A 22,577-nucleotide genomic window follows, 5' to 3' on the forward strand; every position below is an offset into this window, starting at 1 on the left:
CTGTACGTCGCGGCGGGCATCTCCGGCGCGATCCAGCACCGCGCCGGCATGCAGACCTCGAAGACCATCGTCGCGGTCAACAAGGACCCCGAGGCGCCGATCTTCGAACTCGTCGACTATGGCGTCGTCGGCGACCTGTTCGCCGTCCTGCCCCAGCTCACCGCCGAGGTCAAGGCCCGCAAGGGCTGACCTGTCGAGGCTGAACTGCGGCGCGGCCCCCGGGAGTTGATCCCGGGGGCCGCGCCCTTTTCGGGTGGGGCCGGGTGTCAGCGGCCGGCGAGGGTGCGCACGAAGCGGTTGGCGTCGATGGTGCCGAGGCCGGACGCCAGGTCGTAGCCCTTGACGGCCTTGTAGCCGGTCACGCCGTTCCAGGAGTTGTCACTCTCGGAGACGTCGGTGATGCCGCTCCACTGCGAGGGCAGCGCGGCCATCGCGTACAGGCGCGGGTTGAGCTGGCCGAGGCGGTGGCCGGCGAGCTGGTTGGCGAGCGCCACGATGCCCGAGAAGATCGGGGTGGCCTCGCTGGTGCCGCCGGTCAGGTGCCAGCCGACCCGGGTCGGGTCGTAGGACTCGTACGTCCAGGCGGCGCCGTCCACGGCCGCGCTCATCGAGATGTCCGGGGTGCCGCGGTGGTTGCCGGTCACGTTCGCCACGCCCGCCTGGTACCAGGGGCGGTCGAAGACGCCGGAGGCGCCGCCGCCGGCCGCGCCGTAGTCGTCGTGCCAGACCTTGTCCGGGGCGGTGCGGTTGCCGTTGTTGTCCAGGGTCAGCTGGGTGCCGCCGATCGAGGTGATCAGCGGGTCCGAGGACGGCCAGGAGTTGACCCGGTACGGGTACAGGTCGGTGCCGTTCTCCATCGCGTCGGTGGCGCCGTTGTCGCCGGAGGCGCCAAGGACGGTGACGCCCTTCGCGGCGGCGAACTTGAAGGCGTACCGCAGGCTCTCGATGGACTTGAAGTCGCCCTTGTCGAAGCCCGGGAAGGTGTTCTCGGTGGCGCCGAAGCTCTGCGAGATCACGTCCACGTCGCGGTGCTGCATGATCGACTTCTCGGCGTCCATCATCTCCGGCAGGCCGGTGACGCCCTCGGTCTCCGCGACGCCGGTCTCCACCAGCACGATGTGCGCGTCCGGGGCGACGGCGTGCGCGTACTCGACGTCCAGGGTGGTCTCACCGGCCCAGCCGGTGTGGTCCGGGTTGGACGGGTCGAACACCGGGACGTTGCCCCACTTGACCACCTCGACCTGGGTGTCCGGGATTCCCCACTGCTTGTCGAACATCTCCAGGTCGTGCTGGATGGTCGGCGAGCCGAACGAGTCGACGATCACGATGGTGCGGCCCTTGCCCGTGACGCCCTGCTGGTACAGCGGGTTCAGGTTGTAGGCCTGGCGGTACTGGAGCGGCGAGTAGCAGTGGATGCCGATCTGCGACACGCAGTCCGACGTCGATATCGGCGCGGTCCGGCCGACCGCGTCGATGTGCCCGGCCGAGGCGGGGCGCAGGTGGAAGGCGGCCGGCAGGTGCAGGTCGGCCGCCGTCCGGGCGGTCGCGGTGGCGCCGGTCAGGGCGGTGGCCCCGACGGCGAGCAGCGCGGCGGCACGCAGCGCGTTCGAGCGTCGGGGACCCGCGGTGGCGGGGTGCATGCCCAAGGAGACTCCTCGAAGAGACGGTTCCCGGCCGTACCGGTCGGGGCGACCCCTATCCCACCGGGCCCGGCGGGGCCGGGCCATAGTCCGAGACGGGCGGTCGGGATGGTTCCGATCGGCCACCGGATTCGGTAAAGGAAGTGGAGAGAATCGGTAACGCCCCAGCTCAGCACGGGCGATGACGCGCCGCCAGGCGAACGGCGCCGCAGGTGTACTCCGGCGCCCCCGGCTCGTAGAGTCGGGCGGCATGGGACAGCTGAGGGCACTGGGCGATGTGTACGGGGTGACGGCATGGGGCTGCTGACGGCGCTGGACGGCGGGTACGGCGACCGCGCGGACGCGGTGGTGGTGGACGGGCGGGCGCTGTCCCGGGAGAAACTGCTGGGTGCTGCCGGGGCGGTCGCCGAACGGGTCGCCGGGGCACCCGCGCTGGCCGTGCTCGCCCGGCCCGAGGCGGAGACGGTGGTGGCCGTGGTCGGCGGACTGCTGGCCGGCGTCCCCGTGGTGCCGCTGCCGCCCGACTCCGGGCCGCTGGAGCGCGCCCACATCCTGCGCGACAGCGCCGCCACCCTGCTGGCGGGCACCCGGCTGCCCGAGGACACCGAAGGGCTGACGGCCCTTCCGGTCCGGCTCGACGACCGCCCGGGCGGGACGTGGCGGCCCGCCGCCGACGACCCCGACCGGACCGCGTTCGTGCTCTACACCTCCGGCACCACCGGCGCCCCCAAGGGCGCGCTGATCCCGCACCGCGCCGTCGCCGCCGGACTCGACGGACTCGCCGACGCCTGGCAGTGGAACGCCGACGACACCCTCGTCCATGGCCTGCCGCTGTTCCACGTGCACGGCCTGGTGCTCGGCGTCCTCGGCGCACTGCGCACCGGCAGCCGCCTGGTGCACACCGGCCGGCCCACCCCCGCCGGGTACGCCGCCGCCCGCGGCAGCCTCTACTTCGGCGTCCCCACCGTCTGGTCGCGGATCGCCGCCGACACCGGCGCCGCCCGCGAGCTGGCCGCCGCCCGGCTGCTGGTCTCCGGCAGCGCCCCCCTGCCCGTCCCCGTCTTCGAACAGCTGCGCCGGCTCACCGGCCAGGCCCCCGCCGAGCGGTACGGCATGACCGAGACGCTGATCACCGTCGCCACCCGCGCCGACGGCGAACGGCGGCCCGGCGCGGTCGGCGTGCCCCTGCCCGGCGTCCGCACCCGCCTGATCGGCGAGGGCGGGCAGCCGCTGCCGCACGACGGCGAGAGCGTCGGCGACCTCCAGATCCAGGGCCCCACGCTGTTCGACGGGTACCTCGGACGGCCGGAGGCGACGGCCGAGGCGTGGACCGCCGACGGCTGGTTCCGCACCGGCGACGTCGCCGTGATCGAACCCGACGGCTTCCACCGGATCGTCGGCCGCGCCTCCGTCGACCTGATCAAGAGCGGCGGCTACCGGATCGGCGCGGGCGAGGTGGAAGCCGCGCTGCGCGACCACCCCGGCGTCGCGGACGCCGCCGTGGTGGGCGCCCCCGACGAGGACCTCGGGCAGGTGGTGGTCGCGTACGTGGTCGCCGGGCGGACCGACTTGGCGGAGGGCGAGCTGGTCGACTTCGTGGCGCGGCGGCTGTCCGTGCACAAGCGCCCCCGGCGGGTGGTGCTGGTCGACGACCTGCCGCGCAACGCCATGGGCAAGGTGCTGAAGAAGCGGCTGCTCGAACCGGACGCGTAGAGCCTGTCCGGCCGGTCCTTTCAGGGCGGCGGGGAGTGGGTACCACTGGGATGGCGTGGGGGCCCGGGCCCCGCGCTGCCCGGCGGACCGGCCGGGCGGCCACGGAGGGCAGGGATACTGTGATCGTCTGGGTCAATGGGGCATTCGGTGCGGGCAAGACCACCGCCTGCCGGGAGCTGACCGGGCTGCTGCCCGGAAGCGTGCTGTTCGAGCCGGACACCGTCGGGGCGCTGCTGCGCGCCACCCTGCCGCCCGGCCGCCTCGCCGAGGTGACCGACCCGCAGGAGCTGCCCGCGTGGCGGCGACTGGTCGCCGAGACCGCCGCCGCGCTGGCCGAGGAGGCGACCGGCCCCGTACTCGTCCCGATGACGCTGCTGCGCCAGGAACACCGCGACGAGATCTTCGGCTCGCTGGCCGGGCGCGGCCTCCCCGTCCACCACGTCGTCCTCGACCCCGTCGAAACGATTCTGCGGGCCCGGATCGGCACCGGGGACGCGGCTCTTCGGGCGCGCAGTCGGGAGGCGCTGCCCGCGTACCTGATCGCGCGGGGCTGGCTGGCCGGGGACGCACGGATGATCGACAACAGTCTGCTGACACCGAGACAGACCGCCGAGCGGATCGCCGAAGTGGTGCGCAGCGGCGCCGCGCGCTGTCCGATCGTGCGCACCGAGGGCGGGAACGGCGACACCGTCGCCGCCGCCGTGCTGCTGTTCGACGACCGGGACCGGGTGCTGCTGGTCGACCCCGCGTACAAACCGCACTGGGAGTTCCCCGGCGGCGTCGTCGAACGCGGCGAATCACCGACCGCGGCAGCCGTTCGGGAGGCGGCGGAGGAACTCGGCCTGCGGCTGCGCCCCGAGGAACTGCTCCTGCTCGCCGTCGACTGGGAACCCGGGGCGGGCGGCGGCCGCGGCGGCCTGCGGCTGGTCTACGACGGCGGGCGGCTCGGTCCGTCCGAGGTGTTGCGGCTGCGCCTGCCGACCGGGGAGCTCCGGGACTGGCACTTCGCCACCCTGCGGGAAGCCGCGGAGATGCTGCCCGCCACTCGGCTGCGCCGGCTCGTTGCCGCGCTGGAGGCGCGCGCGGAAGGCGAGTTGCGGTACCTGGAGGGCGGACGGCGGGCGGCGACGGGGGCTGCGCCCGCGCGATGAGAGGGCCTCGCGGGGCGGCTGCCGGCGGGTGCGGCGGGCGCTCGGGCGGAGGCCGGGACTGCGCGTTGACGGGTCGGGCAGGGGTGGGTGCTGGGAGGATGCGGGCATGCCGTTCACGTTGAGTCATGTTGCGGCCGTGCTGCCCGGGTTGCGGAGTGCCCGTCGGAAGGGGGCGCTGGTGGCGGCCGGGCTGGTGGCCGGGGCGATGGCGCCCGATGTGCCGTTCTTCGCCGAGTCGGTGCTGCCCGGGGTGTACCGGCACGGCGATCTGACGCACCGGTGGTGGGCCGCCGGGACGGTCGATGTGGCGATCGGGGCCGGGCTGGTCGCCGCCTGGTACGGGGCATGGCGGGGCCCGGTCGGCGAGGCCGTTCCCGGGGCGTGGACGGACGTCGTGCCCGAGGGGCGCCCGGCGGCGGGCGAACTCGCGCTCGCCGCCGGGGCGGTGGCGGTCGGCGCGGTCAGCCACCTGGCCTGGGACGCGTTCACCCACCACGGCCGGGCCGGCGTCCGGGCGCTGCCCGTGCTGGAACGGCGGGTCGGCGGCGTTCCGCTGTACACCGGCCTGCAGTACGGGACTTCACTGCTCGGCCTCGCCCTGCTGGCCCGGCACGCCGGGCCCTGGCGCTCCGCCGACCGCCGCACCGCCGGGCTGCTCACCGCCGCGACGCTGCTGGGTGCGATCGAGCGGGTGCGGCGCGGCGAGCGCGGCGTCGTGGACGAGGCGTGCTTCGGTGGCGGCGCGGGGCTGGCGGTCGGGGCGGCGCTGTTGGGTGCGGCGCGGGGCTGCGAGGTGGCGGGCAGGGGCGTGCAAGTACCGTGACTGCGCATGACCGAAGCCGAGATTGAGATCAGCGAGGGCCTGGTTCGCGACCTGCTGCGGGAGCAGCATCCGGATCTGGCCGGGTTGCCCATTCGTGAGGTGGCGGGTGGGTGGGGCAATCAGATGTGGCGGCTCGGGGGTGAGTTGGCGGTTCGGGTGCAGCGGATGGACAGCGGTCCGGAGTCGCAGCTGAAGGAGCGGCGGTGGTTGCCGGGTCTCGCCGCGCGGTTGCCGTTGCCGATTCCGGTGCCTGTGCGGGACGGGGTGCCGTCGGGGCGGTTTCCGAAGATCTGGACCGTCATGACGTGGGTGGAGGGCACGCCGCTGGATCACGGCGTGATCACCCGGGGCGATCACGCGGCTGATGCGCTGGCGGGCTTCCTGAAGGCGTTGCACGTGGCGGCGCCGGCGGAGGCGCCGGGGTCGTCGGACCGTGGGGGGCACCCGGCGGAGTGCACGCAGGGGTTCGAGTACTTCCTGGGGGCGGTGGATCTCGGCGGCCGGTTCGCCGAGGGCGAGGTCCGGGCGGTGTGGGAGGACGCGGTTGCGGCTCCGGGGTGGGACGGGCCGCGGGTGTGGGTGCACGGTGATCTGCATCCGGCGAACGTCGTCGTCGCGGACGGGACGCTGGCGGGCGTCGTCGACTTCGGGGATGTCTTCGCGGGGGATCCGGCCTGGGACCTCGCGTCGGCCTGGCTGTTGCTTCCGGAGGGTGGGGCTTCGCGGTTCTTCGACAGGTACGGGCAGGCGGACGAAGGGTCGGTCCGGCGGGCGCGTGGGCTGGCCGCGATGAAGAGTCTGTTCCTGATGCTGATGGGGCAGAACGGGGATCGCGGCCTGCCCGGCGGGAAGTCGAACTGGGGGCCGGCGGGGCGGGCGGCGCTCGACCATGTCCTGCGGGGGCTTTGACGCCGGCACAGGTCGACGGACGGGGGAGGTAGTCTCTGCCGCTGCGCGCACGAACGTGCGTGCGCCGGCGGACAGGTGGGGAAAGCGTGACGGAGCGAAAGCTGGAGCTGGTCTCGGCGGCGCGGCGGGCCGTGTTGCGGATGGACGAGACCGAGCGGCCCCGGCTGGTGGTGCTGGGAGTGAGCGGCGGGGTCAACTGGCTGATGGCGGCGTTCGGCCCGTTCCTGGGGCGGTGGCTGGCCAAGGGCTACTACCTGGTCGCGACGGATCGTTCGGTGTACGTGCTGAGCGGGGCGGCCAGTGCGGACGGGCCGAGTCGGGTGCTGCACGTGGTGCCGCTCGCGGAGGCGGGCACGATGGTGACGAAGGCGAAACTCGGCACGACCTGGAACTCGGTGCGGCTGCGGCTGCCGGGGCGGCGGCGGCCGGTGCGGGTGAAGGTGTCGTTCCAGTCGCGGTCCGAACTGGAGCGTTTCCTCGGCAAGTTGTGAGGTGGGCCGCCGCCCGGGTGGGGCCGCCGCCCGGGCGGGGGTGTCCGGGCGGGGGGTGTCCGGGCGGCGGGGGAGGGCTTATTCGCCGGGCTGGGGGAGGTAGCCGTGGTCGGAGAGGTGGGCGCCGATCATGCGGTACATCTCGGGGTCGTCGGGGGTGAGGGCGGCGAGGCCGTCGACGTACCGGTTGTACATGCAGAACGCGGCGGCGATCAGCACGGTGTCGTGGATGGTCGCGTCGTCCGCGCCGACGGCCCGGGCGGCGGCGATGTCCTGCTCGGTGACGGACAGTCCGCTCTCGGCGACCTTGCCGGCGAGCTGGAGAAGTGCCCGCATCAGGTCGGAGACGGGGGCGGTGGCCAGGTCGTTCTGGACGGCGTCGACCAGGGCGTAGTCGCCGTCCAGGCGGTGCGCGGCGGTGGCGCCGTGGGCGGCCGCGCAGTAGCGGGTGCAGTTGAGCGAGGAGACGTAGGCGGCGATCAGTTCGCGTTCGCCGACGGACAGCGGGGATTCGCCGCGCAGGATCTGTTCGGCGAGCTCGCTCAGGCGGAGGCCGGACGCGGGGTTGAAGGAGAGCAGGCCCCGGATTCCGGGGTGGGGGGCGGGGAGCTCGATATGCGGCATGGCCCTTACTGAACCGGTTCGGGAGGTCCTTGGCAAGCCCTTGACCTGCGGTTGTGCCGTCACAGCGGGTAGGCGACGGGCCGGTTGGGGGCGCGTCCTCCGGCCGTCGTCCGGCTGTCTTTCAGCTGCTGTTCGGCCGGTGTTCGGCAAGGGCGGGTCCTGGCCGGAGAGCCGGGTGGGCAGATTAGGATGGGCGACCGTGACTGACACCGGTAGCACCCAGGACCTGGACCCCGTCGAGCCGGTCGCGGCCCTTGCCGACGACGCCGGTGACGGATCGTTGGACGCCGTGGCGGACGAGCCGTCGGAGCCGTCGGACGAGCCGTCGGACGCTGTGGCGGACGAGGCGTCGGACGTTGCGGCGGCGGAGAGCGTGAGCACCGACGCGGAGGCGGACGCCGAGAAGACGGCGCTGCTCGACGAGGTGTGGGACGTGGTCGTGGTCGGCGCCGGACCGGCCGGATCGTCGGCGGCGTACGCGGCCGCGACCCGCGGCCGGCGGGTGCTGCTGCTCGACAAGGCCGAGCACCCCCGGTACAAGACCTGCGGCGGCGGCATCATCGGCCCGTCCCGGGACTCGCTGCCGCCGGACTTCAAGCTCCCGCTGCAGGACCGGATCTCGGCCGTCACCTTCGCGCTGAACGGCAAGTGGACCCGCACCCGGCGCTCGAAGCGGATGCTGTTCGGCGTGGTCAACCGCGACGAGTTCGACCTGCGCCTGGTGCAGGCCGCCGAGCAGGCCGGCGCGGTGCTGCTCACCGGCGTCACCGCGACCGGCGTCGAGCAGCAGGGCGGCGACAGCCGCACCGTGTTCGTGACGCTGGCCGACGGCCGTCGGGTGGAGGCCCGCGCGGTGGTCGGCGCGGACGGCTCCGCCAGCCGGATCGGCCGTCACGTCGGCGTCAGCTTCGACCAGATCGACCTGGGCCTGGAGGCGGAGATCCCCGTCCCCGACGCGGTCTCCGGCGAGTGGGCCGGCCGGATCCACCTGGACTGGGGCCCGCTGCCCGGCTCGTACGGGTGGGTGTTCCCGAAGACCGACTCCGGAACGCTGACGGTCGGCGTGATCTCGGCGCGCGGGCAGGGCGAGCAGACCAAGCAGTACCTGGCGGACTACATTCGGCGGCTCGGCCTGTCCGGGTTCAAGCCGCTGGTGGAGTCCGGGCACCTGACGCGCTGCCGGGCCGAGGACTCGCCGCTGTCCCGCGGCCGGGTGCTGGTGGCCGGCGACGCCGCCGGGCTGCTGGAGCCGTGGACCCGCGAGGGCATCTCGTACGCGCTGCGCTCGGGCCGGCTGGCCGGTGAGTGGGCCGTGCAGGTCGCCGAGGCGAACGGGGCGGCGGACGTGCGGCGGCAGGCGCTCAACTACTCGTTCGCGATCAAGGCGGGCCTGGGCGTGGAGATGCGGGCCGGCAAGATCATGCTGGACTCGTTCGAGAAGCGGCCGCACATGTTCCACCTGGCGGTCTCGCTGATCAACCCGGCCTGGCGGGCGTTCGCGCGGACCACGCAGGGTCACACGACGTTCGCGCAGATCATGCGGGACCACCGGGCGGCGCGGAAGTTGGCGTCGGTCGCGGGACGTTGAGGACACGCGTCCGCAGATTGACGTGGTCCTGGGTCCGCCCGGGGAGGGGAGAGCCCTTCCTCGGGCGGACCCATTTGTGTGACGGGCGCGGGGGTTGGGGACCGAACGAAGCCTCAGGAAGCGAAGAGATCGGCGCGGTCCTCGCCGAGGTGGGCCCGCAGGGTAGCCAGGGCGCGCATGCTCTGGGTCTTCACCACGGAGTTGCTGACCCCCACCATCTCGGCGGTGGCTTCGACGGTGTGGTCCTCCCAGTAGCGCAGCAGCACGATCGCCCGGTCCCTGGGGGTGAGCAGCACGAGAGCGTCGATCAGGGTGAGCCGGATGTCCGCCGAGGCGCCGTGGTGGCCGGTGTCGGGGGCCCGGTCGGGGATCTGATCGACGGCCACCTCGCCGGTGCTGCGCAGGCGCTTGTGGTCGAGCAGGCTGTTGAGCAGGACCTTGCGTGCGTAGCCGAACGGGTCGAGGTCCCGGCGGGTGATCCGCGGCCAGGCGAGGTACATCTTGGTCAGCGTCGTCTGGGTGAGGTCCTGTGCCAGGTGCCAGTCGCGGCACATCAGGTAGGCGATCTGGCGCAGCCTGACCGCCCCGGCCTCGGCGAACGCGGTGAACTCTGCTTCTTTCCGCACCAGTGATGCTCCCCGATCGTGCGTGCGATGGATTCCGGGCAGGGAGTGCGGCCCCGGAGGCCCGGGGCCGCACTGGGGCAGGTCAGCCGATCTGCGGGAGTGCCGGGAAGCGGGCGGCCGCGGCCGCACCCTGGGCGGGGGTCATCATGTTGTGGAAAGCGGGGTTTCCGGCCAGTTCGGCGGCGGCCTCCTCGCTGAGCGGGACGACGGCGGGCACGCTCGCCTTGCCGTCCCAGGCCAGGCAGCTGGCCATCTGCACGGTGACGGCGGTGCCGTCGGCGTGGCGGACGGTGACCACGGTGTTCTGGATGCAGTTGTCGTCCACGTGCTGGACCCGGACCTGCTGGCCGTACTTGTCCCGTTGGCAGCCGTCGCTGGTCGAGCACTTGGCGTCGGGGGACGCGGTGCCGACGAAGACCCGCATCATGCCCAGGCCCTTGGGAGTCCGGACGTTGACCTGGGCGAACGGGACGTCGGCGGCGTACTTGCCGTGCGCCTCGGTGGCGTCGTTCGCCGCGTATCCGCTGGTCTCCAGGCCGACGGGCAGCTAGTCCAGCACCGTCGAGAGCACGGCCGCGCCGCTCACCCGGACCAGGGCGCCGGACGCCGCCGGCGACGGGGTCGAGGCCGCGGAGGCGGCCAGGGCGGGCGCGCCGCCGGCCGCCGGGCCGACCAGCCCGTTCCCGCCACCGGCGCCGTGCAACTGGCCGCCGACCAGCACGGCGACGGCCGCCATCGCCAGCGCCGACCCGGCCACCTGCCCGACCGTCCGCACCCGGCGGGCGCGGCGGCCCTTCCTGGTCGCCTCCGCCACCACGTCACCCAGGGGCGGCGGCGTCAGCGCGGTCAGTTCGTCACTCAGGTCCGTACGGAAGTCCTTCATTCTCTGACTCACCTTCTGTCGTCATCTGCGCACGCCGGCCATGCGGACCCGCTCGAACGCGGCTCTGAGCTCTACACGGGTGCGGGGATGCGCGCGGTCACACGAAGGAGCTGCCGTTACCCAACCGTGATGTGCCGGAGGGGAGTTGACGACGGGATCCGCCGGTTGTCGGTGCTGGCTGGCAGCATCCTCGGCATGGGACTCGACGTGATGGTGGGGGCGCTGATCGGCGCCGAGGACGACGTGGCGGAGTGGTTCCGCGCGGAGTGCGTGACGATCCGCGCCGTGCTGGAGCGCGAGGGCCTGCCGGCCTGGCAGGAGCCGGAGGCGGGTCCGCGGTTCAGCGACCGCGTGTGGGGGTACTCGGGGCTGCACACGCTGCGCCGCGTCGCGGCCCACCTGGCCGCGAAGGGGCAGCTACCCGAGCCGCTGGCGGAGGACGAACGCGCCACCGACGACCGGGAGTTGGAGGAGGCGTACTACGACATCCCGGACGACCCGGCCGGCCCGTTCGACCACCTGATCCACCACTCCGACTGCGAGGGCTACTACGTGCCCGTCGACTTCGGGCCGGTGCTGATCGACGAGGAGCTGTCCGGCGGGATGCTCGGGTCCTCGGTGCGGCTGCTGGCGGAGCTGCGGGTGGTGGCCGCTGCGCTCGGTCTGCCCGAGGAGCTCGACCCGCACTCGGACGAGGTCACCGCCGTGCTCGACGGCGAGGACCCGGTGCCCGAGGGCTGGCGGCGCTACGGCACCGAGTCGTTCATCTGCCTCCAGCTGATGCGGGCGGCCCGGCACTCGGTGGAGACCGGCGCGGTCATGGCGTTCTGCTGACGAGGTCTCAGGGCCCGAGGAGCTGTTCGGCGAGCGGGCTGCGCGCGTACAGCACCCGGCGGCCGTGCCGGGCGCGGGTGACCAGGCGGGTGGCGTGCAGGACGGAGAGGTGCTGGCTGACGGCGCCCGGGGTGACGCCCAGCCGGACGGCCAACTCGGTGGTGGCGGTGGGTTCTTGGAGCAGCGTGAGCAGGCGGGCCTTGGGCGTGCCGAGCAGCTGTTCCAGGGCCTGCGGCGCGGGCGGCGGGTCGGCGGGGCCGGTCAGGTTGCCCTGGCCGCGCGCCAGGTAGCTGATCGACGGAGTGAGGTCGGGGCCGATCGCGGTGATCGCGCCGCGCGCGAAGCAGGTCGGCAGCAGGGCCAGGCCGCGCCGGTCCACCACGATGTCCAGGTCGCCGTAGCCCCAGTTCCGGTCGATGGTCAGCACCCCGTCCGTCCAGTGCAGCCGGTGGTCGAGGTCGGCGAACAGGCCGGCCGCGCCGCGTTCGGCCAGCACCCGGGCGCGGTGCACGATGTCGGCGTGCAGCACCGAGCGGGCGCGCGGCCACCAGTTGGGCTCCAGCACCCGCGTCCAGTACTGCTCCAGGGCGTCCGCGATTAGTTGGATCAGCTCCGCCGGGCGGTCGTCGTAGGCGGCCAGCAGCGGTGGTATCGCGCGGTCGTGCGGCAGGAAGGTGATCTCCAACTCGCGCCGCAGCCGGGCCGGTTCGAAAGAGCGGACGACGGCCAGCTCGGCCGCGAAGTCCGGGAACGGGACGCTCGGGCGGGGCGTCATGAAGTCCGGCACGTACTTGTTGCTCGCCACCAGGGCGCGCAGCAGCGGCGCCGCCGGCAGTGCCTCGAAGGCCGGGCGCATCGCCTCGAACGCGGCCCCGTGCGGGTACTGGCCCGGGTGCGTCCACATCCGCAGGCTGAGCACCGTCTCCTGGAGCGGCGAGCAGGTGAAGTACGTGCCGGCCAGATCGGCCAGGCCCAGCCGGAACCGCAACGTCATGGTGTGCCCCCGTCCGGGCCGTGGATTCAGACCCGGGCTAAATCAATACCACGAGCGCTCCGTACCCGGTCTGATCGGATCATGACCGCCACTGAAGTCGCGGCCGACGAGGCCGCGTTGCCCAGCCATGCCCCCAGCCGGTTCGCCCGGCTGCTGCCCCAGGACCCGGTGCTGCGCCGGCTGTCCGTGATCACCCTGATCAACACGGCCGGCAACGGCCTGTCGATGACCCTGTCGGTGCTGTTCTTCACCCGCATCCTCGGGTTCGGGGTCGCGCAGGTCGGCGTGGTGCTGACCGTCGCCGGGGCGTTCGGGCTGGCGGCGGGCATGCCGGCGGGCTGGCTGTCCGACCGGTTCGGGCCCAAGCCGGTGCTGGTGGTGCTGCTGGTGGCGCAGGGGGTGTGCTCGGTCGGGTACGTGCTGGTGCACGACCTGGCGGTGTTCGCGGTGCTGGCCTGCCTGGTGGCCGCCACCGACCGGGGCGGCATGGCGGTGCGCGGCGCGCTGTTCGCCGAGGTGCTGCCGCAGGACGGCCGGGTGGCGGGCCGGGCGTACCTGCGTTCGGTCACCAACATCGGCATCGGGCTGGGCACCGTCGCCGCCGCCGCGGTGCTCCAACTCGACAGCCGGGGCGCGTACTTGACGGCGTTGCTGTTCGACGGCGTGACGTACGGCGTGATCGCGGTGATGTACCTGCTGATGGTGCCCGGCCCGCGGCGCAGCGCCGAGCAGGCCGCGCAGGCGAAGGCCGAGGGCGGGATGCTGGCGGTGCTGCGGGACGGGCGCTACCTGGCGGCGACCGGCCTGAACGCGGTGATCACCCTGCAGTTCGTGATGATCGAGGTCGGCGTGCCGCTGTGGGTGGTGCGGGAGACCGACGCGCCGCGCTGGATGGCGGCCGGCGCGCTGCTGGTCAACACCGTGCTGGTGATCGCCCTTCAGGTGCGGGCCACCCGGGGCACCGAGGAGATCGGCGCGGCCGCCCGGGTCTTCCGGCGCGGCGCGCTGCTGGTGGCCGGCTCCTGCGCGGTACTGGCGCTGGCCGCGGGCCTGCCCGGCTGGGTGGCGGCGCTGGTGATCTCGGCCGGCGTCGGACTCCAGGCGCTCGGCGAGGTGTACAGCCAGGCCGGTGCGTGGGCGCTGGGCTACGACCTGGCGAAGGAGCACTCGCAGGGCGCCTACCAGGGCGTGTTCAACACCGGCATGTCGGGCGCGATGATGTTCGGCCCGGTGCTGATCACCTCAGTGGTGATCGCCAACGGGACGGTCGGCTGGCTGCTGCTGGGCGCGCTGTTCGCCGCGGCGGGCTTCGGGATGACGCTGGTGGTGCGGCGGCGCTGAGTTCTTGTCGGGGCCGCAGCGGCGCGGGTGACGGTTCGTCGAGGACCGTCACCCGCGCCGTTCGTCGTCCTAGCAGCTCAGGTTGGAGCCGGTCGGGACGCCGAGGATGGCGGAGAAGCTGGTGTAGGCGTTGATCCGGCTCTGCACCTGCGCGGGGTTGCCGCCGTTGCACTCCAGCGAGCCGTTGATGGAGCGGATGGTCTCGCCGAAGCCCTTGCCGTTGACCATGGCGTTGTGCGCGGTCATGGTGCCCGGGCCGTTCTGCGTCATCCAGTACCAGATGCCGGTCTTCCAGGCGACGGCCGCGTCGGTCTGCACCAGGTTCGGGTTGTTCAGCAGGTCGATGCCGAGCGCGTCGCCCGCCGCCTTGTAGTTGAAGTTCCAGCTCAGCTGGATCGGCCCGCGTCCGTAGTAGGCGGCCTGGCCGGCCGGGCAGCCGTAGGGCTGGGTGGTGTCGCAGTAGTGCGGGTAGTTGGCGGTGTTCTGCTCGACGACGTACACCAGCCCGCCGGTCTCGTGGCTGATGTTGGCGAGGAAGGCCGCCGCCTCCTGCTTCTTCACGGTGTCGGAGCCGGTGCCCGCGAACGCCGGGTAGGCGCTCAGCGCCGCGACCAGCCCGCTGTACGTGTAGAACGGGTTCCGGCTCGGGAACATCTGGTTGAACTGGGCCTCGGAGACCACGAACCCGCCCGGGTTGGGCGTCGTCGTGGTCGGGCTCGGGGACGGCGTGTCGGTGGCGCAGTTGGACGGGCTCCAGTACCAGGTGGAGATCGTCGGGTCGTAGCCCGGGTTGTCGTGGGTGGCGACGTAGAACTGGCCGTTGGGCACGTACTTGACCACCGTGCCGGTGGTGTACTGGGTGCCCGCGACCCAGATCTGGAAGGCGCAGACCGTGCCGGTGGGGTTCGGGCTGGGGCTCGCGGTGCCGCCGGTCTGGCTCGGGCTCGGGCTCGGCGTGGTGCCGCCGCCGGTGCCGCAGGCGCCCTGGTCGGCCCAGACGCCGCCGCCGGCGGTGCTCGGGGTCTCGCCCTGGGTCCACCACTTGGCGTTCCAGTTGTGGCCGTTGTACGAGGCGGTCATGCCACCGGTGTACACCTGCGAGGCCGCGTACGGGGTGGCGCAGGCGGTGGCCGCGGTGGAGGAGGCGGGCACCATGACGGCGAGTCCGGTGGCGGCCAGGGCGCCGGTCAGCAGGGCGGCGATCCGGCCGCGGGTGTTGCGCGGGCGGCGGTGGGGGACGGGTCGGGTGGTTCGGGTGGTTCGGGTGATTCGGATGGGGGACATCGGCCACTCCTTGTGGGGGGAACGAGCGGTGTGCCGAGCACTCAACCCAGGTTGACGGTTAACAGTCAATAGGTCTAGACCTTAAGAGAGTTGAGGGTGTGTACGCACCGGATACTGGCCAGCGGGGGCGCTGTCGTGCCAGGGTGCAGGCGGATACCGTCCGACCCACCCTCAGCCGGAAGGCAGACCAGCCCAGATGACCAGCGAAGCGCCCCTCCTGCGCCGCAGCACCGCCGACGCCGTCGCCACCCTCGAACTCGACTCCCCGCACAACCGCAACGCGCTCTCCACCCGGCTGATGGCCGAACTCACCCAGGGCCTCGCCGACGCCGCCGCCGACCCCGACGTCCGCGCCGTCGTCCTCGGCCACACCGGGCGGGTGTTCTGCGCCGGCGCCGACCTCTCCGAGGCCACCGGCGACGACCCCACCGTCGGACCGCGCGGCCTGGTCGCCCTGCAACGCGCCATCGTCGACTGCCCCAAGCCCGTCATCGCCCGCCTCGACGGCCACGTCCGGGCCGGCGGACTCGGCCTGGTCGGCGCCTGCGACCTCGCCGTCGCCGGACCCGACTGCACCTTCGCCTTCACCGAGGCCCGCCTCGGCCTCGCCCCCGCCGTCATCTCGCTGCCGCTGCGCCCCAAGCTGGAGCCGCGCGCCGCCGCCCGCTACTACCTCACCGGCGAGACCTTCGACGCCGCCGAGGCCGCCAGGATCGGCCTGGTCACCGAGGCCGCCGACGACACCGGCGCCGCGCTGAAGACCATCCTGGACGCGCTGCGGCTGTGCTCGCCGCAGGGCCTCGCGGAGTCCAAGTACCTTGCCAACGCCGCCGTCCGGGAGTCCTTCGAGCGGCACACCGAGGAGCTGGTCGCCCAGTCCGCGCGGCTGTTCGGCTCCGAGGAGGCGCAGGAGGGCATGCGGGCGTTCCTGGAGAAGCGGCCGGCGCGCTGGGTGCGCTGAGCCTTCTGGCCGGGCTGAGTCGGCCGGGTGCGCCGAGCTGGATTTTCGGCGCAAGTTACCGGCCGGTGTGAGTTTGGTCCCGTTGCCCGTCGCGGGCCGCCACCGGCCGATACGGTGAGCGCATGTCGATCGTCCGCGCGCTGCTGGGGTCCGTCCGCGAGAGGTCGCGCCGGGCGGCCGGGCGCGCGGTGCACCGCGGCTGGCGCTGGGTGCAGGACGCCGGCGCCGTCAGCAACCGCAACCCCGGGCCGTACCGGTTCGGGGAGCTCGGTGACGGCACCAAGCTGGCGTTCCCGCTCGGCACGGTGTTCAACGAACAGTGGATCACCATCGGCCCGTTCTCCATCATCGGCGAACGCGTCACCATCTCGGCCGGCTTCCTGCCCGGGCTCGACCTCGGCCCCGAGCCGATCGTCCGGATCGGCGGCGGCTGCGTGATCGGCCGCGGCAGCCACATCGTCGGGCACCAGCAGATCGTGCTCGGTGACGACGTGTGGACCGGCCCGAACGTCTACATCACCGACCAGGCGCACGAGTACCGCGACACCGAACTGCCGATCGGCAAGCAGTGGCCGCGCAACGAGCCCGTCTCGATCGGCGCCGGCTCCTGGATCGGCACCGGCGCGGTGATCCTGCCCGGCGCCCGGCTCGGCCGCAACGTGGTGGTCGCCGCCAACTCCGTGGTCTCCGGCGAGGTCCCCGACTTCGCGGTGGTGGCCGGCGCCCCCGCCCGCCAGGTCCGCACCTGGGACCCGGAAGCCGGCTGGCAGCCCCCCATCCGCCACGAGGCCCCCCGCCCCGTCCCCGACGGCGTCACCGCCGAACAGCTCCGCGCCCTGGTCGGCTGGGACCTCCGCCTGCCCGGCGAGAGCGCCGCCCCCGAGGCGTAACCGTCGGATGTGAACGGGCGGGCCGGGGCCTGGAGATGACCCCGGTGGGTGGCACGGGCTGCAACGACTGTCACAGGTGGACAACACCGGCGACCGGCAGGGCCGGATCGGTGTGGTGAGTGCTGTCGAGTGGGGCAGGATGCTCCCTCGTGGATCTTGGGTCGCTGCCACGGCAACCAGTACGTGGTGAAGCTCGACCCGAAGGGCGCGCTGCAGAGCGTCACGCGGCTCCACAAAGCCCTGACCGGGGCCCATTTGACGGGACGGCGGTCCGTGCGCGTGGGGGCGTGCGGGCCGCCTGTCCACTTCTCCCGCAGGTGCGGGCCCAGTACGGTGACGGGTGGCTTCGAGCGGAAGGACGGCCATGCCCGACACCGGTGCCCCAGCGGCATACCGAGGCCTGATCCTGGACTTCGTGGGCGTGCTGACACCCGACCCGGCGCCGATGCTCCGCCGGTGGAGCCTGAGCCAGGGGCTGGACGCGGACGCCTGGCGCCGGACGCTCACCACCCACCCGGTGGTGAAGGAGCTGTACGCCGAACTCGAGGTCGGCCGGCTGAGCCAGTCCGAGTGGAACCGGCTGACCGCACCGATCCTGGGACTCACCGAGCACGAGAACCTCATGGGCCGGGCCTGGGAACGTGTCTCGCCGGCCACCGAGATGATCGAACTGGCTGCGGCGGCCCGGGAGGCCGGCCGCACCGTGGCGATGCTGTCCAACAGCTTCGGCCTCGACCCGTTCGACCCCTACGCGGCGTGCGGGGTCCGGGACTTGTTCGACGTGACCGTGATCTCCGAACTCGAAGGCCTCGCCAAACCCGACCCCGCCATCTACCGGCTGGTGCTCGACCGGATGGGCCTGCCCGCCGAAGCCTGCCTCTTCGTCGACGACCACCCGGCGAACCTGGCGCCGGCGCAGGAGCTGGGCATCGCCACCGTGCTGGCCGACGGCCGACCGGACACCCTCGCACGGATCTCGGAACTGCTGGGCCTCGCCGCCGCGGCCTGTTGATACGAGAGGCTCTGACGGCGAAGGACCCTGTGATGACTGCTGAGCCCGTGTCCCGGCAGCCGCTGGACGACGAGCGGATCGACCGGCGGCTGGCCCGGATACGTGAACTGTTCGCGCGATGGGCCGCCCTGCGGCCGGGCGACGGTGAGGTGTGGCGGACCGGCTTCTCCGCGTTGACGGAGGCCGAGGTGGTGGAGGCGGAGACCCGGCTGGGGCTGCGGCTGCCGGAGCAGTGGGCCGCACTGAGTACCCTGGCCCGCCTCGACGCCGGCCGGCGGCAGCGCTGCCTGGACCGGATGCCCGCCCCGGACGCCGCCGCACTGCGCCCCCTGCTGAGCATCGCCGTCCTCCTCGCGGACGCGCTCGACGGGCTGCTCGCCGGTGAACTGTCCGGCCCCGAACGCCTCGCGGCCACCGTCGCACTGGTGCGGGCCCTGCACGCCACGGCCGCCGAAGACGTCCCGGATCCGGCGCTGGTGGACCGGCTGTGCGCCCTGGCCGTCGCGGTCGACCGGGTCGGCGAGGTCTTCGCCCTGCTGGCGGCCGTGTCCGGGGGCCGCTGGAGCGACTGGCGTGCAGCGGGCGCGGCCGGGCGGCGTTGGCTCGATGCCCACCGTGCCGGCTGTGTCGCGGAGGTGTTCAGCGGCGGCCGAGGGCGTGGAAGGACCAGCCGGCCGTCCGCCAGCGGTTCGCGTCGAGGGTGCCGCGGGCGTCGATGACCACGGGCGCCGCAACGTGCCGGGCGAGGGCGGACGGGTCCTGGGCGGCGTACTGGGGCCAGTCGGTCAGGTGGAGCAGCAGGTCGGCGTCGGTGAGGGCGCGGATCGGGCTTTCGGCGTAGGTGAGTTGGGGGTGGGCGCGGCGGGCGTTCTCGAGGGCGGCCGGGTCGTGGATGGTGATTTCGGCGCCGGCTCGCTGGAGGGTGTCGGCGACGGCGAGGGCGGGGGAGTCGCGGGTGTCGTCGGTGCCGGGTTTGAAGGCGGCGCCCCAGATGGCGATCCGTCGGCCGGTCACGTCGCCGCCGAGGAGTTCGTGGGCGAGTGCGACGGTGCGTTCGCGGCGGCGCTGGTTGATGGAGGCGACCTCGCGGAGCAGGCCGGTGTCGGTGCCGAGTTCTTCGGCGCGGTGGGTGAATCCGGCGAGGTCCTTGGGTAGGCAGCCGCCGCCGTAGCCGAGGCCGGGGCGCATGCCCGCGGTGCCGATCCGGGGGTCGTGGCCGAGGGCGTGGGCCAGGTGGCGGACGTCGGCGCCGGTGTGTTCGCAGAGTTCTGCCATCAGGTTGATGAAGGAGATCTTGGTGGCGAGGAAGGCGTTGGCGGCGCCTTTGATCAGTTCGGCGGTGGGCAGGTCGGTGACGACAAGTGGCGTTCCGGTGGCCAGGATGTCGGCGTGGACGGCGCGGAAGCGGGCTTCGCCGGTGGTGTCGCCGTCCTCGAGGCCGAGGACGATGCGGTCCGGCCGGAGGGTGTCCTGGACGGCGAGGGATTCGCGCAGGAACTCCGGTGACCAGGCCAGGCGGACCCGGACCCCGTCGCGGAGGTGCTCGTCCAGGAGGTGCCGGAGCTGGGTGGCGGTGCCGACGGGGACGGTGGACCGGCCGATGATCAGTGCGCCGTCGTCGAGCAGGGGGGCCAGGTGGCGGACGGCGGTGCGGAGTTGGGTGAGGTCGTAGGCGCTGCTGCCGGTCTGCTGCGGGGTGCCGACGTCCAGGAAGTGGAGGTCGGCGAAGGCGGCGGCCTCGGTGCAGGAGGTGGTGAAGCGGAGGTTGCCGGCGGCGGTGTGTTTGGCGAGCAGGTCGTTCAGGCCGGGTTCGACGAACGGGGCCCGGCCCTGGTTCAGGGCGGCGACCTTGGCGGGGTCGGTGTCCATGCCGAGGACCTGGTGGCCGAGTTCGGCCAGTGCGGCCGCGTGGGTCGCGCCGAGGTGGCCGCAGCCGATCACGGTGAGCTTCATGGAGGTGTCCTTCCGGGAGGGCGGGACACCAGGCAAGCGCGGTGGCGGCGGGTTCGGGGAGGGCTCGCAAGGGGGCTCACAACTCGCGGAAGCGGCCCACCGTGAGCGGGACGGAACTACCCTCGGTGGATCCGGCGTCGGGTACCGGGTGTACGAACTCCCGTACTTGGCCAGGTGCGAGGTCCGCGCCGAGCCGCACTGGACGAAGGGGATGTGCCGTGGCGTCGACCAGCCGCCGGGCCAAGCCGCCCAACGACGCGCTGGCCCGGATGATCGGCGAGTGCGCGGGGGCCAGCAACAAGTCGCTGGCCCACCGGGTGAACCAACTCGCTCTCGAGGCCGGGATGAGCACCAGCTACACGCACACCTCGGTCGCGAACTGGTGCCGTCGCGGAATGGTCCCCGACTGGCCGGTGCCCAGGCTGCTGGCCCAGGCGATCGGCGAACGGCTCGGCCGGCCCGTGGAGTTGGCGGAGATCGGCATGGCGGGGGCGCAGACACCGGACGCCTCGGCGGGGTTGGATTTCCGGCGAGAGCCCGCCGAGGCCGTCCGCGCCGCCGTCCTGTTCTGGAGTTCCGTGAACCGCCGTGACTTCCTCACCGGAACGGGCTTCGCCGTCTCCGCGTTCACCACCCCGGTCACCCGCTGGCTGGTCACCCCCGCCGACGAGGACGCGGCGCACCGCGGCCGCGGCCGGGTCGGGGTCGCCGACCTCGCGGAACTGCGGGAGGCCGCCGCCGACGCCCGACGGTGGGACTCCCGGTACGGCGGCGGGAGTTGGAAGGCCAACTCCGTCACCGCCTGCCTGCGGGAACGGGCCGTCCCGCTGCTGAACGGCTCGTTCGATGACCAGGTCGGCCGTCAACTGTTCGCGGTGACGGCCGAGTTGTCACGGCTGGCCGGCTGGACCGCGTTCGACACCGGGCAGCACGACGCGGCCCAGCGGCACTTCATCCAGGCCCTCCGCCTGGCCCGGGCCGGCGGTGACGTCCAGCTCGGCTGCTACGTCCTCACCACGATGGCGATGCAGACCCTGCTGCGGGGCTTCGCCGGCGAGGCCATCGACATGACCCAGGGCGCCTACCAGCGGGCCAAGGGCACGGCCGCCCCCAGGGTGCTGGCGTTCACCAAGCTGATCGAGGCCAGGGCCCACGCCCGCGAGAACGACGCCAAGGCCGCCTCGGCCGCCCTGGCCGCGTCCGAGAACCTGCTCGACCGGGCGCGCGACGGTGCCGAGGAGCCCGACTGGATCGACTTCTACCAGCACGCCCGGCTCTCGGCCGAAGCCGTGGAAGTGTTCCGGGACCTGCGCAACCCCCGGGCCGCGCTGGCCTGGAACGACCGGGCCGCCGCCATGCCGACCGGGACGTTCACCCGCTCCGTCGGCATGCGCCTGGCGATCGTCGGGACCGCGCACCTCCAGGCCGGGGACGTCGACCAGGGCCTCGCCCTCGGCCACCGCGCCGTCGACGTCCTCGGCGCGGTGCGATCCGCCCGGGCCCTGGACTACGTCCGCGAGTTCGACGCCGCCCTCGGCCCCTGGCAGCGGGAGCCCGCTGTCAGGGACTTTCTGCGGCGGAGCCGCTCCGAACTGGGGGTGGCGGCCTGAAGTGTCGGGCCGTCAGGGGGTGCGGTGGTGACGGGTGGTGAGGGAGAGGAGGCCGGCGACGGCGGAGGTGGTGGCGACGGTGAGGAGGGCGAGGGGGAGGGAGGTGGCGTCGGCGAGGAAGCCGATGACCGGGGGGCCGAGGAGCATGCCGGCGTAGCCGAGGGTGGAGGCGGTGGCGACGCCCTGGGGGCCGGCCGCGGCGCCGGCCCGGGCGATGGCGAGGGGGAAGATGTTGGCCAGGCCGAGGCCGACCAGGACGAAGCCGGCCAGGGCGGCGGGGACGGACGGGGCGAGGGCGGCGGTGGTCATGCCCGCGCCGGCGGCGAGGCCGCCGAAGAGGACGACCCGGGTGGGGCCGAGGCGTTCGGTGAGCCAGGTGCCGGAGAGGCGGCCCGCCGTCATGGCGAAGGCGAAGGCCGCGTAACCGGCGGCGGCCAGGGCGGCACTCGCGTGGACGTCGTCGGTGAGGTGGAGGGTGGCCCAGTCGGCGAGTGCGCCCTCGCCGTACGCGTCGCACAGGGCGGTGAGGCCGAGGAGCAGGACGAGCAGGCGGGCACGGCCGAGCTGACGGGAGGGGGAGGCGGAAGGGGCGGAGGCGGGGCGCGGGCGGGCGGCCGGGGCGCGGAGCAGGGCGGTGCCGGCGATGGCGGTGACGGCCAGGCCGAGGGCGCCGGCCAGGGCGAGCGACCAGGCGGTGCTCACGGAGCCGGCGAGCAGGCCGCCGACGCCGGCGCCGAGCAGTCCGCCGAGGCTGTAGCCGGCGTGGAAGCTCGGCATGACGGGCCGTCGGAGTTCGGTGACCAGGTCGACGGCGGCGCTGTTCATCGCCACGTTGGCGGCGCCGTATCCGGCGCCGAACAGCAGCAGGACGGCGCCGAGGGCGAGCACCGAGTGGGTGTGCGCGGGCAGGGCGACGGCGAGGGAGAGGACGCCGAGGGAGGCGACGGTGACGGGGCGGGAGCCGAAGCGCAGGCAGAGCCGGCCGACCAGGGCCATGGTGGCGACCGCGCCGGCCGAGATGCAGAGCAGGGCGAGGCCCAGTGCGCTGTGGGTGGCGGAGACCTGGGCGCGGATGTCGGGGATGCGGACCACCCAGGCGGCGAACAGGAAGCCGTCGACGGCGAAGAAGGCGGTGAGGGCGAGGCGTGTCGCCGACCAGGTCGAGCTGCGGCCGGACGGAGAGCCAACGGAGGAGGAGCGGGCTTCTGTTTTGTTCAGTAGCGGCACAAAGTCAGAATAGGGGAGTGCCG

22 protein-coding genes and 1 pseudogene are annotated in these 22,577 nt (G+C 73.3%); 14 read left to right on the forward strand and 9 right to left on the reverse strand.

What is annotated here, in order from left to right:
- Nucleotides 1-189, forward strand: a pseudogene (locus ACIHEI_RS28980) (electron transfer flavoprotein subunit alpha/FixB family protein); the annotation flags it as partial.
- Between the two features lie 77 nt (nt 190-266).
- Here ACIHEI_RS28980 and ACIHEI_RS28985 read toward each other — a convergent pair.
- Nucleotides 267-1,640 carry a S8 family serine peptidase gene (locus ACIHEI_RS28985; protein WP_396608741.1) on the reverse strand — a complete coding sequence of 458 codons (1,374 nt, stop codon included), beginning with the start codon at nt 1,638-1,640 and terminating at the stop codon, nt 267-269.
- A gap of 294 nt (nt 1,641-1,934) precedes the next feature.
- On the opposite strand from ACIHEI_RS28985, the gene ACIHEI_RS28990 reads away from it, so the two are divergent.
- The 5 genes from ACIHEI_RS28990 to ACIHEI_RS29010 all read left to right on the forward strand — a co-directional run bounded on the left by ACIHEI_RS28990 (nt 1,935) and on the right by ACIHEI_RS29010 (nt 6,727).
- Complete coding sequence (locus ACIHEI_RS28990) at nt 1,935-3,353, forward strand: acyl-CoA synthetase (RefSeq protein WP_396608742.1); 1,419 nt, start codon at nt 1,935-1,937, stop codon at nt 3,351-3,353.
- Between the two features lie 119 nt (nt 3,354-3,472).
- Nucleotides 3,473-4,504: an NUDIX domain-containing protein gene (locus tag ACIHEI_RS28995; RefSeq protein ID WP_396608743.1), complete on the forward strand. Its 1,032-nt coding sequence runs from the start codon at nt 3,473-3,475 to the stop codon at nt 4,502-4,504.
- Between the two features lie 106 nt (nt 4,505-4,610).
- The gene (locus tag ACIHEI_RS29000; RefSeq protein ID WP_396608744.1) at nt 4,611-5,327 is read left to right on the forward strand and encodes a DUF4184 family protein; all 717 of its coding nucleotides are present in this window, start codon (nt 4,611-4,613) and stop codon (nt 5,325-5,327) included.
- Between the two features lie 6 nt (nt 5,328-5,333).
- The gene (locus ACIHEI_RS29005; RefSeq protein WP_396608745.1) at nt 5,334-6,236 is read left to right on the forward strand and encodes an aminoglycoside phosphotransferase family protein; all 903 of its coding nucleotides are present in this window, start codon (nt 5,334-5,336) and stop codon (nt 6,234-6,236) included.
- A gap of 86 nt (nt 6,237-6,322) precedes the next feature.
- Complete coding sequence (locus ACIHEI_RS29010; RefSeq protein ID WP_396608746.1) at nt 6,323-6,727, forward strand: hypothetical protein; 405 nt, start codon at nt 6,323-6,325, stop codon at nt 6,725-6,727.
- Nucleotides 6,728-6,805: 78 nt separating this feature from the next.
- Here the strand turns inward: ACIHEI_RS29010 and ACIHEI_RS29015 are convergent, their stop codons facing one another.
- The gene (locus ACIHEI_RS29015; protein WP_392955098.1) at nt 6,806-7,351 is read right to left on the reverse strand and encodes a carboxymuconolactone decarboxylase family protein; all 546 of its coding nucleotides are present in this window, start codon (nt 7,349-7,351) and stop codon (nt 6,806-6,808) included.
- A gap of 199 nt (nt 7,352-7,550) precedes the next feature.
- On the opposite strand from ACIHEI_RS29015, the gene ACIHEI_RS29020 reads away from it, so the two are divergent.
- Nucleotides 7,551-8,939, forward strand: a complete 1,389-nt coding sequence (locus ACIHEI_RS29020; protein WP_396608747.1) for a geranylgeranyl reductase family protein — start codon at nt 7,551-7,553, stop codon at nt 8,937-8,939.
- 113 nt (nt 8,940-9,052) lie between these two features.
- Here the strand turns inward: ACIHEI_RS29020 and ACIHEI_RS29025 are convergent, their stop codons facing one another.
- From ACIHEI_RS29025 to ACIHEI_RS29035, 3 genes are all read right to left on the reverse strand, one after another.
- Nucleotides 9,053-9,565: a SigE family RNA polymerase sigma factor gene (locus ACIHEI_RS29025; RefSeq protein ID WP_396608748.1), complete on the reverse strand. Its 513-nt coding sequence runs from the start codon at nt 9,563-9,565 to the stop codon at nt 9,053-9,055.
- 82 nt (nt 9,566-9,647) lie between these two features.
- Nucleotides 9,648-9,992, reverse strand: coding sequence for a hypothetical protein (locus ACIHEI_RS29030; protein ID WP_396608749.1), 345 nt, complete (start codon nt 9,990-9,992; stop codon nt 9,648-9,650).
- A gap of 120 nt (nt 9,993-10,112) precedes the next feature.
- A complete protein-coding gene (locus ACIHEI_RS29035; protein WP_396608750.1) occupies nt 10,113-10,448 on the reverse strand; it encodes a hypothetical protein in 336 nt (111 codons plus the stop codon).
- Nucleotides 10,449-10,643: 195 nt separating this feature from the next.
- Between ACIHEI_RS29035 and ACIHEI_RS29040 the strand changes: the two genes are divergently transcribed.
- Nucleotides 10,644-11,282, forward strand: coding sequence for a hypothetical protein (locus ACIHEI_RS29040; protein WP_396608751.1), 639 nt, complete (start codon nt 10,644-10,646; stop codon nt 11,280-11,282).
- Nucleotides 11,283-11,289: 7 nt separating this feature from the next.
- Here ACIHEI_RS29040 and ACIHEI_RS29045 read toward each other — a convergent pair whose 3' ends face one another.
- Nucleotides 11,290-12,276 carry an ArsR/SmtB family transcription factor gene (locus ACIHEI_RS29045; protein ID WP_387648627.1) on the reverse strand — a complete coding sequence of 329 codons (987 nt, stop codon included), beginning with the start codon at nt 12,274-12,276 and terminating at the stop codon, nt 11,290-11,292.
- A gap of 81 nt (nt 12,277-12,357) precedes the next feature.
- On the opposite strand from ACIHEI_RS29045, the gene ACIHEI_RS29050 reads away from it, so the two are divergent.
- The gene (locus ACIHEI_RS29050) at nt 12,358-13,617 is read left to right on the forward strand and encodes an MFS transporter (RefSeq protein WP_396608752.1); all 1,260 of its coding nucleotides are present in this window, start codon (nt 12,358-12,360) and stop codon (nt 13,615-13,617) included.
- A 69-nt stretch (nt 13,618-13,686) separates the two neighbouring features.
- On the opposite strand, the gene ACIHEI_RS29055 is transcribed toward ACIHEI_RS29050, so the two are convergent.
- On the reverse strand, nt 13,687-14,820 hold the full coding sequence (locus tag ACIHEI_RS29055) for a glycoside hydrolase family 19 protein (protein WP_396608822.1): 1,134 nt from the start codon (nt 14,818-14,820) through the stop codon (nt 13,687-13,689).
- 277 nt (nt 14,821-15,097) lie between these two features.
- Between ACIHEI_RS29055 and ACIHEI_RS29060 the strand changes: the two genes are divergently transcribed.
- From ACIHEI_RS29060 to ACIHEI_RS29075, 4 genes are all read left to right on the forward strand, one after another.
- Nucleotides 15,098-15,862 (forward strand): enoyl-CoA hydratase family protein, encoded by a 765-nt coding sequence (locus ACIHEI_RS29060; RefSeq protein WP_387867557.1) that lies wholly within the window; start codon nt 15,098-15,100, stop codon nt 15,860-15,862.
- Nucleotides 15,863-15,984: 122 nt separating this feature from the next.
- Nucleotides 15,985-16,752 (forward strand): acyltransferase, encoded by a 768-nt coding sequence (locus ACIHEI_RS29065; protein ID WP_387867554.1) that lies wholly within the window; start codon nt 15,985-15,987, stop codon nt 16,750-16,752.
- A gap of 364 nt (nt 16,753-17,116) precedes the next feature.
- Complete coding sequence (locus ACIHEI_RS29070; protein WP_396608753.1) at nt 17,117-17,764, forward strand: HAD family hydrolase; 648 nt, start codon at nt 17,117-17,119, stop codon at nt 17,762-17,764.
- Between the two features lie 32 nt (nt 17,765-17,796).
- A complete protein-coding gene (locus ACIHEI_RS29075; RefSeq protein ID WP_396608754.1) occupies nt 17,797-18,483 on the forward strand; it encodes a hypothetical protein in 687 nt (228 codons plus the stop codon).
- Here ACIHEI_RS29075 and ACIHEI_RS29080 read toward each other — a convergent pair.
- Complete coding sequence (locus ACIHEI_RS29080; protein WP_396608755.1) at nt 18,404-19,717, reverse strand: UDP-glucose dehydrogenase family protein; 1,314 nt, start codon at nt 19,715-19,717, stop codon at nt 18,404-18,406. The two genes, ACIHEI_RS29075 and ACIHEI_RS29080, sit on opposite strands and share 80 nt — an antisense overlap.
- 218 nt (nt 19,718-19,935) lie before the next feature.
- On the opposite strand from ACIHEI_RS29080, the gene ACIHEI_RS29085 reads away from it, so the two are divergent.
- A complete protein-coding gene (locus ACIHEI_RS29085; RefSeq protein WP_396608756.1) occupies nt 19,936-21,327 on the forward strand; it encodes a sporulation protein in 1,392 nt (463 codons plus the stop codon).
- Nucleotides 21,328-21,339: 12 nt separating this feature from the next.
- On the opposite strand, the gene ACIHEI_RS29090 is transcribed toward ACIHEI_RS29085, so the two are convergent.
- Entirely contained in the window at nt 21,340-22,554 is a 1,215-nt protein-coding gene (locus tag ACIHEI_RS29090) for an MFS transporter (protein ID WP_396608757.1), read from the reverse strand.
- Nucleotides 22,555-22,577: the final 23 nt, after the last annotated feature.

This window comes from Kitasatospora sp. NPDC051984 (genome assembly GCF_044593455.1).
In the GTDB taxonomy this organism is placed as follows: domain Bacteria; phylum Actinomycetota; class Actinomycetes; order Streptomycetales; family Streptomycetaceae; genus Kitasatospora.